The following is a 16,407-nucleotide window of genomic DNA, read 5'->3' as shown; positions in this document are numbered from 1 at the left end:
TCCTCCTGAACGAGGGGAGGGCCGCCGGCCTTCAGCCGTACCTACGTGCCGGTGTCAGATTCCGCCCATCTGCTCCGTGAACTCCTGCGGGTCGGCGTCGAATCCGCGGACCGCCGGGCGGAAGTCCCACGTCCCCGACTCGTTCCTGGAGAACTCGGCGATCGTCGCCGCCGTCGACGCGGCGACATCGGTGAAATCGCTCGTCGTCAGCTCGGCCAGGCCCTCAAGGACGCGGACGGACGGGCCCGATATGTCGCCGAACGTCCTTCGGCCCTCACGTTGCTGGATGACGACCCCCAACACCACGCGGACATAGTCCGAACTCAGGCGGTCGAGCTCCAGAGTCATCACCTCGTCGGAGCCGAATCCCTGGCCCGTGCGGCTCTCCCTCTCCAGGATGATCGTCCCGTCCGGCGAGCGGCTGTCGAAGTGCACCAGATAGGCCGGCCTGTGGCTCGGCGTGTCGGCGGTGTAGGTCGCGGCCACGATGTCCAGGTCGTGCGGCGGCCGGCCCAGCGGGCTCGGATCCCATTTGAGGGTGACCTCAACCTTTTCGACGCCTCTGTTGAGACTGCTGCTCACCGGTCATCCCTCCGTACGTCCAACAACTTCCGAGTGCAAGGCTAGTCCGCGAGAGCGACAACACACCCCCCGTACGGGTCAGTTGACGCCACCTTGGCCATGACTCGCCATGAGCGGCGCCCACGAGGTCTCCCCGCGCCTTCCCCCGCCCCGTCTCAGTGCGGGATCCGGCGCGGCGCCCTGGTGCGGACCTCCTCACGGAACAGCTCGATGGCGCTGCTCACCTGCCGGATCAGATGCGTGTCCTCGATACGGTCGAGATAGAGGCAGCGGCGGGCGACACCCTCCAGTTCGAAGGCGAAGCACAGCGACATCAGCGGATTGACGAACAGCTCGCTGCCCCGGGTGCGGGAAGTGAACTGGACGTCCCCGAAAGAGCCCTGGACCGCCGCCGCAATCGACCCGTTCACGATGCTCGGGTGGTCCGGCGTGCACTCCTGCGCGTGCGCCACCGCGTCGACGAACAGCGCGCCCTCCCGCGTCGAACGGGACACCGAGAACGCCCCGAGATACGCGCCGTCCCGTTCGAGCGCGGCGATGTTCTCCAGTACGAGCCCGTGGCTCACCCCGTGGTACGCGTCGACACCGAAGCCCACCGAGACGATCAGCCGCTCCGGCCCGTCGATCCCGGCCAGCGCGGCGACGCTGGTCAGATCCTCCTCGGGCGTCCCGAGGCCCGACTCGTCGCCCCGCATGAGGATGTCAGTGCCGCCGTCGACCAGTACGACGGCGTCGATCTCGTACCTCTCGATCAACGCCCGGTAGGCGGCGCGCAGCGGCTGCACGCCGACGCGGCTGAAGGCGTGCACGGTGCTCGGATAGCGGTGCAGCGCCAGCCACTGGGCGAGTGTGCGCTCGGGGAAGTACACCTGGTGCGGGGCCGTGTCCGGTGTGACGGCGGCGACGTCGGGGGCGAGCCAGCTCTCCAGCGGCAGCCCTTCGACCGCGCTGAACGAGAGGTTGGCGAGCTGGACCCGCTTGCCCAGGTGGAGGAGGGACAGGGCCACCGGCAGCCCCGCGTAGATGTCGAATCCGCCGCCCGCGCCGGCCACGAGCACGCTCTCGGCGGACTCCAGACGGGTGAAGAGCGGGTTGGCGTGCAGGGCTGTCATATGGATCATTGTGCGGCTCGGGCCGGGGCGGCCGGAGCGTGACCTGGGCCACGTCCGGCCCCGTACGATGGCGCGGTGCTGGTCAAGTGGATTCGCTGCACGGTGACGGACCGACGTGGTTTCGAACGGGGGCAGCGGAAATGGGCGGGGCTGCTCGGTGAGCCGGGATTCCGGGGGCAGGGCGGGGGGTGGAGCAGGGGGCGGCCGGGTGTGGCGCACGTCTTCGCCTTCTGGGAGAGCCGGGCCTTCTACGACTCCTTCATGGCGCGCTCCCACGACCGGCTGGCCGCATCGCAGTCGGGCACGTTCCGGGACCCCCAGGCCAAGCTCTTCGACTACCGCTTCGATGTGAAGACGGGTTTCGAGCCGAAGTTCACGGACGCGGACGTGGTCCGGATCGCGCACTGCAAGGTGCACGAGGACCGCGTCGAGCACTTCGCGCTGATGCAGGAGAAGGTGTGGAATCCGGCGATGGCCGGTTCGCCGGGAATGGTGCGCGGGGTGTTCGGGGACGCGCCGGGCAACGAGTTCCTGGTGCTGTCGATGTGGCAGTCGGCCGCCGAGCACGGCAAGTACCGGATCGAGCGAGTGGAGCGGCTGACGCTGCGCGCCCAGACCGCCGCGGACGTGGCGGCCCTGGCGGGCGACGTCGTCCAGCTCGAACCCACCTGGACGGTGTGACAGCGGGGGCGGATGTGACGTGTGTGGCGGGGGCCGCCGCTCGGTCCCCGGTCGCGCGATCTAGGGTCGACCCATGGTGAGACCGCGACGCATCGTCCTTGTCCGGCACGGCGAGTCGGAGGGCAACGCCGACGACACCGTGTACGAACGTGAGCCCGACCACGCCCTGGGGCTCACGGAGAGCGGATGGCGCCAGGCGGAGGAGACGGGTGCGCGGCTGCGCGAGGTGTTCGGCCGCGAGGGGGTCAGCGTGTACGTGTCGCCCTACCGCCGCACCCATGAGACCTTCCGCGCCTTCGGCCTCGACCCGGAGCTGGTCCGGGTGCGCGAGGAGCCCCGGCTGCGCGAACAGGACTGGGGCAACTGGCAGGACCGCGAGGACGTACGGCTCCAGAAGGCGTACCGCGACGCCTACGGGCACTTCTTCTACCGCTTCGCGCAGGGCGAGTCCGGTGCCGATGTGTACGACCGGGTCGGCGCCTTCCTGGAGAGTCTGCACCGCAGCTTCGAGGCGCCCGACCATCCCGCGAACGTGCTGCTGATCACCCACGGGCTGACCATGCGCCTCTTCTGTATGCGCTGGTTCCACTGGTCCGTCGCCGAGTTCGAGTCGCTGTCCAATCCCTGCAACGGGGAGTCGCGGACACTGCTGCTCGGCGAGGACGGGCGGTACACGCTGGACCGGCCGTTCGAGCGCTGGCGGACCCCGGAGCCGTACGGCATCACCGGTTAGAGTGAAGAGGCGATGACCGCTGACACCACACCCTCTCCGTCCGACCCGAATCCGTCCGAGTCGAACCCGTCCGACTCGACTCCGCTCGACCCGCGCTTCAGGCGCGCCCTGGCCAGCCTGCGCGGACTGGCCGTCGGGGACGCGCTCGGCTCGCAGTTCTTCGTCCCCGTGAACTATCCGCTGCTCAAACGGCGCGAACTGCCGCCCGGCCCGTGGCAGTGGACGGACGACGCCGAGATGGCCACCTCGGTCCTGGCCGTTCTCGCAACGCACGGCCGCGTCGACCAGGACGCGCTCGCCCACTCCTTCGCCACGCACCACGACTTCGACCGCGGTTACGGCCCCGCCGTGAACCGCATGCTGCGGCTGGTCAGGGAGGGCGGCGACTGGCGGGAACTGGCCGCCGGACTCTTCAACGGACAGGGCTCCTGGGGCAACGGCGCCGCCATGCGCATCGCACCGCTCGGCGCCTGGTACGCCGGCGACCCCGAGCAGGCCACGCACCAGGCGGAGATCTCCGCGTACACGACGCACCAGCACCGTGAGGCCGTGGCGGGCGCCATGGCGGTGGCCGCAGCGGCGGCCATCACCGCCGGGCCCGCCGGACCGCCCACGCCGAACGACCTGCTCGACGGTGTCATCGCGCTCGTGCCCCGCAGCGCGGTGGGAGCCGGGCTGCGCCGGGCGCGGGACATGCTCGACTACGACGACGCGGCGACGGTCGCCGCGGTGCTCGGCAGCGGCCGACGTACGACGGCGCACGACACCGTCCCCTTCGCCCTCTGGTCGGCGGCGCGTTCCCTCGGCGACTTCGAGCGGGCCTTCTGGACCACGGCGCAGGTGGGCGGAGACGTCGATACGAACTGCGCCATCGTCGGGGGAGTGGTGGCCTCGATGAGTGCCGGGGCGCCACCGGCGCGGTGGCTGGAGCAGACGGAAGCGCTGCCCGACTGGCTGCCGGCCGGACCGCGCTGAACGCGTCGGCTTCCTCAAGAGGGGAACGAGAAGCTTCCGAACGAGAGCCCTCTGTAGGAGGCGCTCCCGCCTCTACTGTCACGGTCCCGCCACAGACTCGCTCCGGAAGTGGCGGCTCCACCCCCTGACGCTAGCCTCGGCCCATGCCGCCTCGTTGATCATCGACGGGCGTGCGCCTACGTGAGCCCGGGATCCGCGCGCCGCCCTGTCGCCGTGCGCATGGCACCGGGCGGTGAGGGGGGCCAGTGTCAGACACATCGTCGAATTCGAGTGGGACGCCGGAACCGGCATCGGCTGGGGAGCCGGAGTCAGGTCCGTCGAGCAAGCAGGAGAAGCCGCGGAAGCAGGGCAAGCAGGGGCCGCGGGCGGGGGGGTCACAGGAGACGTCACAGCCGCGCGAAGCCGCCCCGGAGGAAGAAGTACAGGACGCGGTGCCGCACCCGCGCCCCGTACCGGCGCACACGGGCGCCCCGGCGCGTGCCGGGGCGGGGACGCCGACGCGGGCGGCGCCCCGCGGGTCGGCACCGACGCACACCGGACGCCGTCCGCAGCAGCGTCCGACTCACCCGACGCAGCTGCCCGACTGGCAGCAGTGGCAGCCGACCCCGCACGAACCACCGGTCTGGATCGGCGAGATCAGCTCCGACGAGCCCGCCCCCATCCGCGTCGCCACCCTGTGGTGCGTCGTCGTCACCGGTCTGCTCAGCGGGCTTCTGCTCGGCGACGGTCTCGGGCTCAACCTGCTGATCGTCGCCGTGCCCGCCGCGTTCGCCGCGTACTTCGCGGCACGCGAGGCCGGACGACGGCCGCGCCCGTGGACACTGGTCTGGGCCATCGGCGGCGTCGCGCTGCTCTCCGTCCCCGCCCTGCGCGACGCCGGCTGGCCGACTTTCCTCGCCATGGCGTCGGCGCTCGGGCTCGGTTCGCTCGCCCTGCACGGCTGCCGTACCTGGCTCGGCGTCGTCCTCGGCCCGCTGGGGCTGTTCGGCTCGCTGGGCACGGGCCTCTTCTGGGGAGTCCGGGGCGTACGCGAGCGCGCCGAGGGCTCGCGCGGCCGGTGGGCACCCGTCCTCCGTACGGCGGCGGTCGCCGTCGTACTGCTGATCGTGTTCGGCGCGCTCTTCGCGAGCGCCGACGCCGCCTTCGCCGATCTGCTCGGCGGTCTGACGCCCGACGTCTCGGTCGCCGACGGACCGTGGCGCACGCTGCTGTTCGTGGTCGGCGTCGTCGGGGCGCTCGCCGCCGCGCACACGGCGGCGGCGCCGCTGCACTGGGACCGGATCACCGTGAAACCCGGGGCCCCGCGCGCCCGGGTCGAGTGGGCGCTGCCGCTGATCGTGCTCAACCTGCTGTTCGCGGTCTTCATCGCCGTTCAGCTGACCGTGCTGTTCGGCGGCTACGACAAGGTCCTGAGCGAGACCGGTCTCACCTACTCCGAGTACGCCACACAGGGCTTCTGGCAACTGCTCGGCGCCACCCTCCTCACCCTGCTCGTGATCGGTCTCGCGCGCCGCTGGGCACCGCGAGACGGCGCCGGTGACCGCACGCTGGTGAACGCCGTGCTCGGCGTCCTGTGCGTCCTCACGCTGGTCGTCGTCGCGTCCGCGCTGCGCCGCATGGACCTGTACGTCGACGCGTACGGACTGACGCGGCTGCGTGTCTCGGTGGCGGCGATGGAGCTGTGGCTCGGGCTCGTGATCGTCCTGATCATGGCCGCCGGTGCCTTCGGCGGGCGCTGGCTGCCGCGCGCCGTCGCGGTCAGCGGTGCGGCGGGTGTCCTGATCTTCGGTCTGATCTCGCCGGACGCGCTCGTCGCCGAGCGGAACGTCGAGCGTTACCGGAGTTCCGACAAGATCGACATCAACTACTTCCAGCAGCTCTCCGCCGACGCCGTACCGGCGCTCGACACGCTCCCCGAGCCGCTGCGCTCCTGCGCGCTGGAGGGCATCGAACGGGACCTGGGCGACGCGGACGAACCGTGGTACGCGACCAGTTGGGGTGAGTCGCGGGCGAGGGACATTCTCGGCGACCGGCCGATCGATCCTCGGTGGGAGGCGTGTTCGACGATGATCCGGCTCACCGATTCGGGCGGCGAGCGCGACTCGTACGACAGCGAAAGTACCGGCGACGGCTTCTGACGGGCGCCTCGCCCGCCGGACGCGTCGGCGGCCCCCGTGGGCCCACGCCGGGCCCGCCGCCTCCGCCTCCTACGTACGGGACGTCCTCCCTCGGGGGGATGTCCCGTACGTGTCTACGCCACCGGCCCCGCGGCACCCGCCTTGCCGCTGAGCGCCTCCAGGTCGCTCTTGCGTACGCGTACCACCAGCGTCGCCGTCAGCAGCGCGAGGACCACCATGCCCACGGCGGCCGTGAACGCGGTCGAGATGCCCTGCGTCAGCACTTCGTGGCCCCAGCGCCCGGGCAGTTCGTGGGTCGCGGCGAGCTGTGCCTTCTCGGCCGGTGACGCCTCCGCCATGAACGACGGAAGCTGCTTCTCGGCCTCGTCGCGGCTCGCCGTACCGAAGACCGTGACCAGGATGGACAGTCCCAGCGAACCGCCCACCTGCTGGCTCGCGTTGAGCAGACCCGACGCGGCGCCCGCCTCGTGCTGCGCGACCCCGGAGACCGCCGTCAGCGTCAGGGTCACGAAGTTGAGGCCCATGCCGAAGCCGAAGAGCACCATCGGTCCGAGCACGCCGCTCAGATACGAGCTGTCCGGAGTGATCAGGGTCTGCCAGAAGAGGCCCAGGCCGGTGATGGTCGCGCCGACGACCATGAAGGGCTTCGGGCCGAGCACCGGCAGCAGCCGCTGCGACAGGGCCGCGCCCAGGCCGATCGCGAGGGTCACCGGCAGGAACGCGAGGCCGGACCGGATCGGGCTGTAGTCGAGCACGTTCTGCACGAACAGCACGATGAAGAAGAACATCCCGAACATGGCCGCGGCCAGGCTCAGCATGATGACGTAGGTGCCCGACCTGTTCCGGTCGGCGAACATCCGCAGCGGTGTGATCGGTTCCTTCGCCCGCGACTCGACGACGCCGAAGGCCGCGAGCAGGATGACGGCCGCAGTGAACGAGCCGATCGTGAGCGAGTCGCGCCAGCCCTCCTCCGAGGCCCGGATGAATCCGTAGACGAGCGAGGCCATGCCCAGCGTGGATGTCGCGGCGCCGGAGATGTCGAAGCGGCCGGGGTGGCGCTTCGACTCGGTGATGTACATCGGGGTCAGGACGGCGATCAGCACGCCGATCGGTACGTTGACGAAGAACACCCAGCGCCAGTCGAGCCATTCGGTGAGCATCCCGCCGGCCAGCAGGCCGAGGGCGCCACCGCCCGCCGAGACGGCGGCGAAGACTCCGAACGCCCTGTTGCGTGCCGGTCCCTCGGGGAACGTCGTGGTGATGAGGGCGAGCGCGGTGGGTGAGGCGATGGCGCCGCCGATTCCCTGGAGCGCGCGGGCGGCGAGGAGCTGCCAGGGTTCCTGGGCGAAACCGCCGAGGAGCGAGGCGAGGGTGAAGACCAGGATGCCGGTCATGAAGACGCGGCGGCGGCCGAGGATGTCGCCCGCGCGGCCACCGAGCAGCAGCAGACCGCCGAAGGTGAGCGTGTAGGCGCTCAGGACCCAGGAGAGGTCCGTGGTGGAGAAACTGAGCGCATCCTGGATGTGCGGGAGCGCGATGTTCACAATGGTCGCGTCGAGCACGACCATGAGCTGGCAGGCCGCGATGACGGCCAGCGCGATGCCGGGCCGTCCCTCCCGGCGGGCCGCACCCGGCTCGCGTTTCGCTTCGAGTTGAGAGGTTGTCACTACGAGAGTCCCCCAAGTGAATTAGTGAACGGGAGCGTTCACTGTGTTGTTCACGGTAGTGAGTCCCCGTCAGTGAACGCAAGCGTTCACTGAAGCTGCCGACCGAATCTTTGCCTCATGGAGACATGCCTGATGGTTACTTCACGCTCGGCGGCCACCGCTCGGTCGCGGACGGTGGTGTCGCGACGTCGAGGGCCGGTGCTGGAACGCGCGATCCTCGACGCCGCTCTGGAGCAGTTGAGTACGGTCGGCTGGGCCGGCCTGACGATGGAGGGTGTCGCCGCGGAGGCGCAGACGGGCAAGGCCGCGGTCTACCGGCGCTGGCCTTCCAAGGAGGACCTCGTCGCCGACGCCCTGGCGGCGGGGCTCCCCCCGCTGGAGGACGCCCCCGACATGGGCGGAATCCGCGAGGATCTCTACGAGTTGACCCGGCTGGTCCGGGAGGCCATGTACTCCCGGCCCGGGTTCGCGCTCCGCGCGGTCCTGCACGAATGCGACCAGTCGGCCTCCGAGCGTTTCCACGCGCTGATCATGAACGGTGTGATCGAGCCGTCGGCCAATCTGTTCGGGGAGGTCGTGCGCCGGGGGATCCGGCGGGGTGACGTACGGCCCGACGCCACCGGCTCGATGGTCTTCGACGTCATCCCGGCGGTCCTGATGTACCGGTCGAAGGTATGTGGCAGCGAATGGCCGGACGAGGAGATCGCGCGGCTCATCGACGACATCATGCTGCCGCTGCTCCGGTCGTCCTCGGACTGACGCCGACGGTCCCCGGTTCCGGGTTCTGGGCGCCGCGTGTCGTACGGCCGTGCGCCGAGGGCGTGTTGAGGGTGCGCGGCGGGCGGCGCCGGACCGGCGGCCCTGACGGGTGTCGTACGACCGGGGAACCCGGGGTGTCGCGCGGGAAAGCGGCGGCGTAACCTGGATGACGCCATGCCGTACGAACCACCCACCCACGCAGTGGAGCGATCGCTCCGCGCCACCACCGGTGCCAAGATCATCGCTGGTGTCGACGAGGTCGGACGCGGAGCGTGGGCGGGACCGGTGACGGTCTGCGCGGCCATCACGGGTCTGCGCCGGGCCCCCGTCGGACTCACCGACTCCAAGCTGATCACTCCCAAACGCCGTGCCGACATGGCGCTGGAACTTCAGTCGTGGGTGACCTCGCACGCCATAGGACACGCATCGCCGGAGGAGATCGACGACCACGGGATGACCGCGGCGCTGCGGCTCGCCGCCGAACGTGCCCTGGACGCGCTGCCGGTGCGGCCCGACGCCGTGATCCTCGACGGCAAGCACGACTACCTCGGCAAGCCCTGGCGGGTCAGGACGGTCATCAAGGGCGACATCTCCTGCGTCTCGGTGGCCGCCGCGTCGGTGCTCGCCAAGGTGCGCAGGGACGCCATGATGGCCGAACTGGGCGCCACGTCCGAGGAATGCGCCGGCTTCGCCTTCCACGACAACGCCGGATATCCCTCGCCGGTGCACAAGGCGGCGCTGGCGGAACGGGGGCCGACCTCGCACCACCGGCTCTCGTGGTCCTATCTCGACGGGCTGCCCCGGTGGCGCCACCTCAAGAAGATCCGTATCTCCGCCCAGGCGGAGCTGCTGGAGAGCGAGGGCCAGCTCGGCTTCGACTTCTGACCCGAACGACCTGACGTGACCGGCCTGTCCGGTTTCCGACGGATACGGCTCGCGCACCGCCCCGGCCGTACGGGGCAACCACAACGTATTGGCACACATGTGCCCACCCCCCGGTGACTTGCGCACCGGCGTTTGATAGACATCCACCCATGCCTCTCACTCCCGAGGAGCCTCAGATTCACGAGAGCGCCCAGGGTCCCCGCGCCACTCCGGCCACCGGCCGCACCGCGTCGACCCCCCGTCCCGTACCCGGCCCGCGTCCCGTTCCCGGGCCGCGGTCCGCGGCCACACCACGTCCCGGACATCCGGGCCGCGGTCCCGCGAGGCCCGCACCGCCGGAGCGCTCGCAGGTCCCCGCCGAACGGCCCGCCGCCGTCCCGCAGGAGACCCGTTCCGTCCCTCAGATCCAGCTGATCCCCGCCTCGGTGGACGGCGCGCTGGACGCGGCCGAGGAAGCCGTCGACCTGCTGCTCGACTCCGGTCGCGCACCGGGCGACATCCTCGTGCTCACCACGGGCAAACAGCACCCGTGGGCCACGCACGAACTGTCCTTCGGCGAGAAGTCCTACTGGGACCAGCACGACACGGGCGAGGACGTGTTCTTCGCGGACGCCTCGGCCGTGGACCGCGCGAAGGCGCGGCCCGTTGTCGTCGTCGCGCTCAACGGCGGTGACGACGGAATCGTCGCGCGTGTCCTGCCCACGGCGCGGGAGCGGGCCGTCGCGCTGCTCGTCGTGTGCGGTGACCCGCAGCGGGTCAACTCCGTGCTCGGTGCGGGCGTCTGACAGTTTTCACCAGGTCGGGCGGCACGGTTTCCGGGCCGCTCGGCCGCGCCGTCCGTGCCGGCCGCGCGGTCGGCACGCCCGGCTGCCCCTTCCGGGCGGCCGGGCCTAGGGCCTGTCGTTCGGATCTTGCCGGGCTCGCGGTCCCTGGCACGCACGCCCGCCGCGATGTCGTCGGTCGCCAACGCTCCGCGTTGTCTCCCTCCTCCGCCTTGCGACCGCACGCACCAACGCGGACATCAGCCGCCGGCGCGGCGGGCGCTCCCTGATCCGGCCTGATCCAAACGACAGACCCTGGACCCGTGGACACGACGGGTCAGCGGGCCGCCACGCGGCGCAACGCCTCCACCGCGCCGCCACCGGAACGCAACGGCGAAGGCGCGGACTCGGACACCGCGTCGGCGAGATCCTCCGGCGCCGACTCGGAGTTGGGCCGACGGCCGCCCCGCCCCTCGCCCAACACCTGCCAGCCGCCACGCGTCAATGTGATGTACGCGCCGCAGCGCAGGCCGTGCAGTGTGCAGGCGTCCCGCAGCCCCCACATCCAGGCCCCGTCCTCCTCCGTCCAACGCTCGTCGCCGTCGCGGCAGTAGAGAAGCACCGCGGTGCGCACCGGCGTACGGCGGCGCAGATCGTGCGGGATGACGCGACGCAGGTGCGCAAGCAGGGCGTTTCGGAATTCCCATCCGTCGACCGGCGCCGCCCGCGGGACGAACGAGGCGCTGGCGGCGAGGCGTTCCTCATGATCGAGGACGGCGACGACGGCGGTCGCCGGAGTCGGCCGGTGCCGGGAGTGCAGACCGCTGACGACCTCGCGGGGGCTACGGAGCAGGGGTATCCCGGCCGCGGCCCATTCGGCGGGCTCCAGCATCCTGGCGAGGCGGGTGACGGAATCGGCTGTCGTGATCGAAGAGGCTGCGGACGGAGCGAATCCGAAGGTCACGTTCCTCCCTTCGCATACGCGCCCACAGTGCGGGCAGAGTCGGGTGAGGCACGCCGCGGCACGGTCCATCCGGACCGCGAACGATCCGACCGTGCGGGGGGCGTCTCCAATTCTTGCGGGCACTTGGGCGGGCGGCAACGAGCAATTGGCGCTGCTGACCGGAATGAGCGGTAATGACGCTCATATCCCTGCCTTAACCCTGCCCATCCAGGGCCCCTCTGATACGTGGTCACGTCTGAACGGCGAGCACCAGTGGGAACACTCCTTCGGCTCCGGCCCTGCGCAGCAGACGGGAGGCCACGGCCAACGTCCAGCCGGTGTCGGAGAGATCGTCGACGAGCAGCACAGGGCCCGCGGCCGAGGTCAGAGCCTCGGCCAACTCCGGTGACACGGTGAACGCCTCGTGCAGCGCCCGGACCCGCTGGGCGCTGTTGGTACGGGAGATACGCGCTCCCTCCGCGCCCGGCGCGTACTCGACCGTGCCCAGCAGCGGCATCCGGCCCACCTCGGAGATCCGGCTGCCCAGCGATCCCACGAGCTGGGGCTTGCTCCGCGAGGCGACGGTCACGACGCCCACCGGGCGCGGCGGGGCGTCGTCGAGCCCGGACGCCCAACCGCCGGGCCCCTTGGCCCAGTCGGCGAGGACGCTCACCACGGCGTCCACCACGTCGCTCGGGACGGGCCCGTCCGGCGACTGGGGCGCGAGCATCGGGCGCAGCCTGTTGCCCCACCCGATGTCCGAGAGTCGGCCGAGCGCGCGGCCGGGGAAACTCCGCTCACCGGCGGGCACACGGCCCCGCAGATCGACACCCACGGCGGTCAGCCCGGTCGGCCACATCTTGCGCGGCTCCACGTCCACCCCGGGCCTGCCCAACTCGCCCCGGGCGGCGTCCAGTGCGCCACCGGAGACCTTGTCCGTGAACCGCGCCCCCGCGCAGTTGTCACACCGGCCGCACGGGGCGGCCTCCTCGTCGTCCAGTTGGAGCCGCAGGAACTCCATCCGGCACGCCGTCGTCGTCGCGTAGTCCCGCATGGCCTGCTGTTCGGTCTGCCGCTGCCGCGCCACCCACGCGTACCGCTCCGCGTCGTACACCCAGGGCTGTCCGGTGCTGGTCCAGCCGCCCTTGACCCGGTGCACCGCGCCGTCCACGTCGAGCACCTTGAGCATCGTCTCCAGCCGCGTGCGCCGCAGCTCGACCAGCGGTTCGAGCGCGGGAAGCGAGAGGGGACGGTCCGCCTGCGCCAGGACGTCGAGCGTGCGCCGGACGAGCTCCTCGGGCGGGAAGGCGACGGAGGCGAAGTACTGCCAGATCGCCTCGTCCTCCTTCCCCGGGAGCAGCAGCACCTCGGCATGCTCCACTCCGCGCCCCGCACGGCCCACCTGCTGGTAGTAGGCGATGGGGGAGGAGGGGGAGCCGAGGTGGACGACGAATCCGAGGTCGGGCTTGTCGAACCCCATTCCCAGCGCGGACGTGGCGACCAGCGCCTTGACGCGGTTGGCGAGGAGGTCCTCCTCGGCCTGCTGCCGGTCCGCGTTCTCGGTGCGGCCCGTGTACGACGTGACCGTGTGGCCGCACTGGCGCAGATAGGCCGTGACTTCCTCTGCCGCGGCGACCGTGAGGGTGTAGATGATCCCGGAGCCCGGAAGCTCGACCAGATGATCGGCCAGCCAGGCCAGCCGGTGCGCGGCGTCCGGCAGCCTGAGCACGTTGAGACTCAGACTCTCCCTGTCCAGTGCTCCGCGCAGCACGAGCGCGTCCGTCCCCGCGCCCGTGCCCAGCTGCTCGGCGACGTCGGCCGTCACCCGCGCGTTCGCCGTGGCCGTCGTGGCCAGCACCGGAACGCCGGACGGCAGCTCGGCGAGCATCGTGCGCAGCCGGCGGTAGTCGGGGCGGAAGTCGTGGCCCCAGTCGGAGATGCAGTGGGCCTCGTCCACCACCAGCAGACCGGTGGCCGCCGACAGGGCGGGCAGGACCTGGTCGCGGAAGTCGGGATTGTTGAGCCGCTCCGGGCTGACCAGGAGCACGTCGACCTCGCCGGCCGCCACCTCGGCCTGAATCGTCTCCCACTCCTCCGAGTTGGACGAATTGATCGTGCGCGCGCTGATTCCCGCGCGGGCGGCGGCCTCCACCTGGTTGCGCATGAGCGCGAGCAGCGGCGAGACGATCACCGTCGGGCCACTGCCCCGGGCGCGGAGCAGGGACGTCGCGACGAAGTACACCGCGGACTTGCCCCAGCCCGTCCGCTGCACGACGAGTGCTCTGCGCTTGTCGGCGACGAGCGCTTCGATGGCCCGCCACTGGTCCTCGCGCAGGCGGGCGGCGCCGGTGGCGTCACCGACGAGACGGGCGAGGACGGAGTCGGCCGAGGCCCGGAGATCCGCACGTTCTGCGTTGGTCATGTGCCCATGCAACCTGATGGCTCGGACAAAGCGCGAATGCGGGAGCCGGCCTGTGGATAACGTTATCCACAGGGGTCGCGGGATTTTTGCTTCCGCGGGACCGTCGAGCCATGAACAAGCACAGCGAACCGACCCGTCCCGCCGACGAGCAGCAGGTCACCCTGCGCAGCCCCGCGGAACTCGCCGATGCCCTGCCATTCCTGATGGGCTTCCACCCGTCCGACTCGATCGTGCTCGTCGCGCTGCACGGCGACGAGGGTCGTTTCGGCGGACGGCTGAGGCTCGGGATCCCACGCTCGCCCCGTGAATGGTCGCCCGTCTCCGAGCAGCTCGCCGAATGCCTGGTGGAGGGGAGCCGGCGGCGTGGGTCCCGGCCGGACGGGATCGTCGCCTTCCTCTGCCAGGACCCGGCGGTCGGTGACACGGGCCGTGGCGTGCGCGACCGCCTGCATCCGCTCGCGCAGTTGATCCGCACGAGCTTCGGCCGCCTCGACATCCCCGTGCACGAGGTGCTCTGTATTTCCGACGGCCGTTTCTGGTCCTACTGCTGCCCGGACACACGCTGCTGCCCGCCCGAGGGCAATCCGCTGGCGCTGCCGGGCACATCCGTGATGGCCGCGGCGTCCGCCTACGCGGGGATCCAAGTGCGCGGATCCCTGCGGGAGATGGAGGCGCGACTGGAGCCCTGGCCCGGCCCGGCGGACAAGGCTGCCAAACAGGAACAGGCGCTGGACGAGGCCGCGGGCGCTCTGGTGCCGAGGATTCTGGGCGGCGGGAGCCGCGAACAGGTCGGTGAGTCCACGCTCCGGTCCGCACGCGGTCTGATGGACCGCCTGGCCCAGACGCCGCCCGCACCGCCGCGCCGGGAGGAGACGGGGCGGGCCGGTGCGGGTGTCGGCGACGGCACGGACGCCGGGGACGACCGGCTCATCGCCGACGACGAGGCGGCGGCGGTCATCATCGGGCTTCAGGATCGAGAGATCCGCGACCGGGCGGCGCAGTGGATGGAAGGCCCCGACGCCGAGCCGGCGCTACGGCTCTGGCGGGCCCTGGCCCGTCGCTGCGTCGGTTCCTACGCGGAGCACGCGGTCGCCCCGCTCACCCTGGCGGGCTGGGTCGCCTGGTCCTCCGGGGACGAGCCGGCGGCCCGGGTCGCGCTGGGGCTCGCACTGCGTCTCGACCCCACGTACACCTTCGCCCAACTCCTTCACCAGGCATTCAACGAGGGGCTGGATCCGGAGACGCTCCGGCGCTGTATGCGCGCCCAGAACATCGCCCTCGCGGGCCCACAGCCCCGCGCGATGCGCACGTCATCGGCGAAGCAGGCCAAGAAGGCGGTGAAGAGGGCGGTGAGGAAGGCGACGGTCAAGAAGGCGACGACCCCGGCGGTGCCGTCACCGAGGACCCGACCCGGCACTCCGACGGCACGCGCTCGGGCAGTCGGCCGCAGCGGGCAGCGGGGTACGAAGAGCGGCAAGTGAGCGGGGGAGCGGCGGTAGCCGCGGTGCGCCGAGTGGGGGAAGTGACGACGGCGGGCCGTACGGGTGGAGCCGTCGTCCGGTGGTGCCGAGTGGTGCGGCTGGCGTCCGCGTACCGCGAACGGTGGCCTCCGGGTGGGTGTCGGCGGTGCGACCTCCGTCCGGCCGGACGGAGGCCGGTGGAGGTGCTCGGACTCGACCGGCCCGTGGACCCCGCCGCCGCCCGGTCCCGGGCGCACGGCCCTCGTGCCCGCTTCCGGGATTCGAACAGACGGGCGGGCCAGGATGGTGACGCGGCAAGAGGAAGAAGTCGGCGGACCTGACGGGAACGGGTGTTTATCGTCAGGCAGACGACTAAGATCACGGGCATGTCCCCCTACGACCCGTCGGCTTACCCCGCGTTCGCAGTCACCGTCGACCTGGTCGTGCTCACAGTGCGCCGCCACGCCCTGTGCGCGCTGGTCGTACGGCGGGGTGAGACGCCCTTCCAGGGGCGCTGGGCGCTGCCCGGCGGCTTCGTCAAGGGCGACGAGGATCTCGGCGCTGCGGCGGCCCGTGAGCTGGCCGAGGAGACGGGGCTGTGCGCGCACGACCCCGCGTCGCCCACTCCCGCGAACGGCGCCCATCTCGAACAGCTCGCCACGTACGGCGATCCGGCGCGCGACCCCCGGATGAGGGTCGTCAGCGTGGCGCATCTCGCGCTCGCGCCCGACCTTCCCGCGCCCCGCGCGGGCGGTGACGCCAACAGTGCCCGCTGGTCCCCTGTGGACGCGCTGCTCAACCACGAGGGCGGGTCGGGCCGGGACGGCGAACAGCCCGCGCCGCTCGCCTTCGACCACGCGCGCATTCTCGGCGACGGGGTGGAGCGGGCCCGTTCCAAGATCGAGTACTCCTCCCTGGCCACCGCCTTCTGCCCGGCGGAGTTCACGGTCGGCGAGCTGCGCCGGGTGTACGAGGCGGTGTGGGGCGTCGCGCTCGACCCCCGTAACTTCCACCGCAAGGTGACGGGCACCCCCGGCTTCCTGGTGCCGTCCGGCGGCACCACCACGCGGCAGGGCGGCCGGCCCGCGCAGTTGTTCCGGGCCGGCGGGGCCACCGTGCTCAACCCGCCGATGCTGCGTCCCGAGGTCTGAGCCCGCTCGTCGGCGGGCGGGCCCGCACCGCCAGACACCCGGCGTCGCAACGCTGCGCCATAAGTCGGACATGTCGCGTTATCTTGCTGCGGTACCCATACTGCCGCCGAGCGGTCTCACCCTCCCCGCGAGAGAAGC

Annotated in this window: 14 protein-coding genes; 9 read left to right on the top strand and 5 right to left on the bottom strand. The window is 71.4% G+C overall.

The window, feature by feature from the left end; genetic code table 11:
- Nucleotides 1-54 precede the first annotated feature (54 nt).
- Entirely contained in the window at nt 55-582 is a 528-nt protein-coding gene (locus ACFWHU_RS04490; protein ID WP_385800869.1) for a TerD family protein, read from the bottom strand.
- A 155-nt stretch (nt 583-737) separates the two neighbouring features.
- Entirely contained in the window at nt 738-1,694 is a 957-nt protein-coding gene (locus ACFWHU_RS04485) for a DUF1152 domain-containing protein (protein WP_385800871.1), read from the bottom strand.
- A gap of 75 nt (nt 1,695-1,769) precedes the next feature.
- Between ACFWHU_RS04485 and ACFWHU_RS04480 the strand changes: the two genes are divergently transcribed.
- The 4 genes from ACFWHU_RS04480 to ACFWHU_RS04465 all read left to right on the top strand — a co-directional run bounded on the left by ACFWHU_RS04480 (nt 1,770) and on the right by ACFWHU_RS04465 (nt 6,221).
- Nucleotides 1,770-2,375, top strand: coding sequence for a YdbC family protein (locus ACFWHU_RS04480; protein WP_385800874.1), 606 nt, complete (start codon nt 1,770-1,772; stop codon nt 2,373-2,375).
- Between the two features lie 73 nt (nt 2,376-2,448).
- Nucleotides 2,449-3,108, top strand: a complete 660-nt coding sequence (locus ACFWHU_RS04475; RefSeq protein ID WP_385800877.1) for a histidine phosphatase family protein — start codon at nt 2,449-2,451, stop codon at nt 3,106-3,108.
- Nucleotides 3,109-3,120: 12 nt separating this feature from the next.
- Nucleotides 3,121-4,083 carry an ADP-ribosylglycohydrolase family protein gene (locus tag ACFWHU_RS04470; RefSeq protein WP_387223858.1) on the top strand — a complete coding sequence of 321 codons (963 nt, stop codon included), beginning with the start codon at nt 3,121-3,123 and terminating at the stop codon, nt 4,081-4,083.
- Between the two features lie 245 nt (nt 4,084-4,328).
- On the top strand, nt 4,329-6,221 hold the full coding sequence (locus ACFWHU_RS04465) for a DUF4153 domain-containing protein (RefSeq protein ID WP_387223856.1): 1,893 nt from the start codon (nt 4,329-4,331) through the stop codon (nt 6,219-6,221).
- Between the two features lie 113 nt (nt 6,222-6,334).
- Here the strand turns inward: ACFWHU_RS04465 and ACFWHU_RS04460 are convergent, their stop codons facing one another.
- A complete protein-coding gene (locus tag ACFWHU_RS04460; protein WP_387223854.1) occupies nt 6,335-7,888 on the bottom strand; it encodes an MFS transporter in 1,554 nt (517 codons plus the stop codon).
- Nucleotides 7,889-8,020: 132 nt separating this feature from the next.
- Here ACFWHU_RS04460 and ACFWHU_RS04455 point away from each other — a divergent pair, with 132 nt between their 5' ends.
- The 3 genes from ACFWHU_RS04455 (at nt 8,021) to ACFWHU_RS04445 (ending at nt 10,317) form a co-directional block, all read left to right on the top strand.
- Nucleotides 8,021-8,647 (top strand): TetR/AcrR family transcriptional regulator, encoded by a 627-nt coding sequence (locus ACFWHU_RS04455; protein ID WP_385800883.1) that lies wholly within the window; start codon nt 8,021-8,023, stop codon nt 8,645-8,647.
- Nucleotides 8,648-8,821: 174 nt separating this feature from the next.
- Nucleotides 8,822-9,532, top strand: coding sequence for a ribonuclease HII (locus tag ACFWHU_RS04450; RefSeq protein ID WP_385800885.1), 711 nt, complete (start codon nt 8,822-8,824; stop codon nt 9,530-9,532).
- A gap of 149 nt (nt 9,533-9,681) precedes the next feature.
- Nucleotides 9,682-10,317 (top strand): hypothetical protein, encoded by a 636-nt coding sequence (locus ACFWHU_RS04445; RefSeq protein WP_387223852.1) that lies wholly within the window; start codon nt 9,682-9,684, stop codon nt 10,315-10,317.
- A 313-nt stretch (nt 10,318-10,630) separates the two neighbouring features.
- Here the strand turns inward: ACFWHU_RS04445 and ACFWHU_RS04440 are convergent, their stop codons facing one another.
- Both ACFWHU_RS04440 and ACFWHU_RS04435 read right to left on the bottom strand, forming a co-directional pair.
- Complete coding sequence (locus ACFWHU_RS04440) at nt 10,631-11,257, bottom strand: hypothetical protein (protein ID WP_385800889.1); 627 nt, start codon at nt 11,255-11,257, stop codon at nt 10,631-10,633.
- 229 nt (nt 11,258-11,486) lie between these two features.
- Nucleotides 11,487-13,658 carry a RecQ family ATP-dependent DNA helicase gene (locus tag ACFWHU_RS04435; protein ID WP_385800890.1) on the bottom strand — a complete coding sequence of 724 codons (2,172 nt, stop codon included), beginning with the start codon at nt 13,656-13,658 and terminating at the stop codon, nt 11,487-11,489.
- A gap of 110 nt (nt 13,659-13,768) precedes the next feature.
- On the opposite strand from ACFWHU_RS04435, the gene ACFWHU_RS04430 reads away from it, so the two are divergent.
- Complete coding sequence (locus ACFWHU_RS04430; RefSeq protein ID WP_387223849.1) at nt 13,769-15,139, top strand: DUF4192 domain-containing protein; 1,371 nt, start codon at nt 13,769-13,771, stop codon at nt 15,137-15,139.
- A 365-nt stretch (nt 15,140-15,504) separates the two neighbouring features.
- A complete protein-coding gene (locus ACFWHU_RS04425; RefSeq protein ID WP_385800893.1) occupies nt 15,505-16,269 on the top strand; it encodes an NUDIX domain-containing protein in 765 nt (254 codons plus the stop codon).
- Nucleotides 16,270-16,407: the final 138 nt, after the last annotated feature.

The sequence above is a fragment of the Streptomyces sp. NPDC060366 genome, assembly GCF_042725135.1.
In the GTDB taxonomy this organism is placed as follows: domain Bacteria; phylum Actinomycetota; class Actinomycetes; order Streptomycetales; family Streptomycetaceae; genus Streptomyces.
Note: the sequence above shows the minus strand (reverse complement) of the source record. Positions and strands in the feature narration are given on the sequence as shown.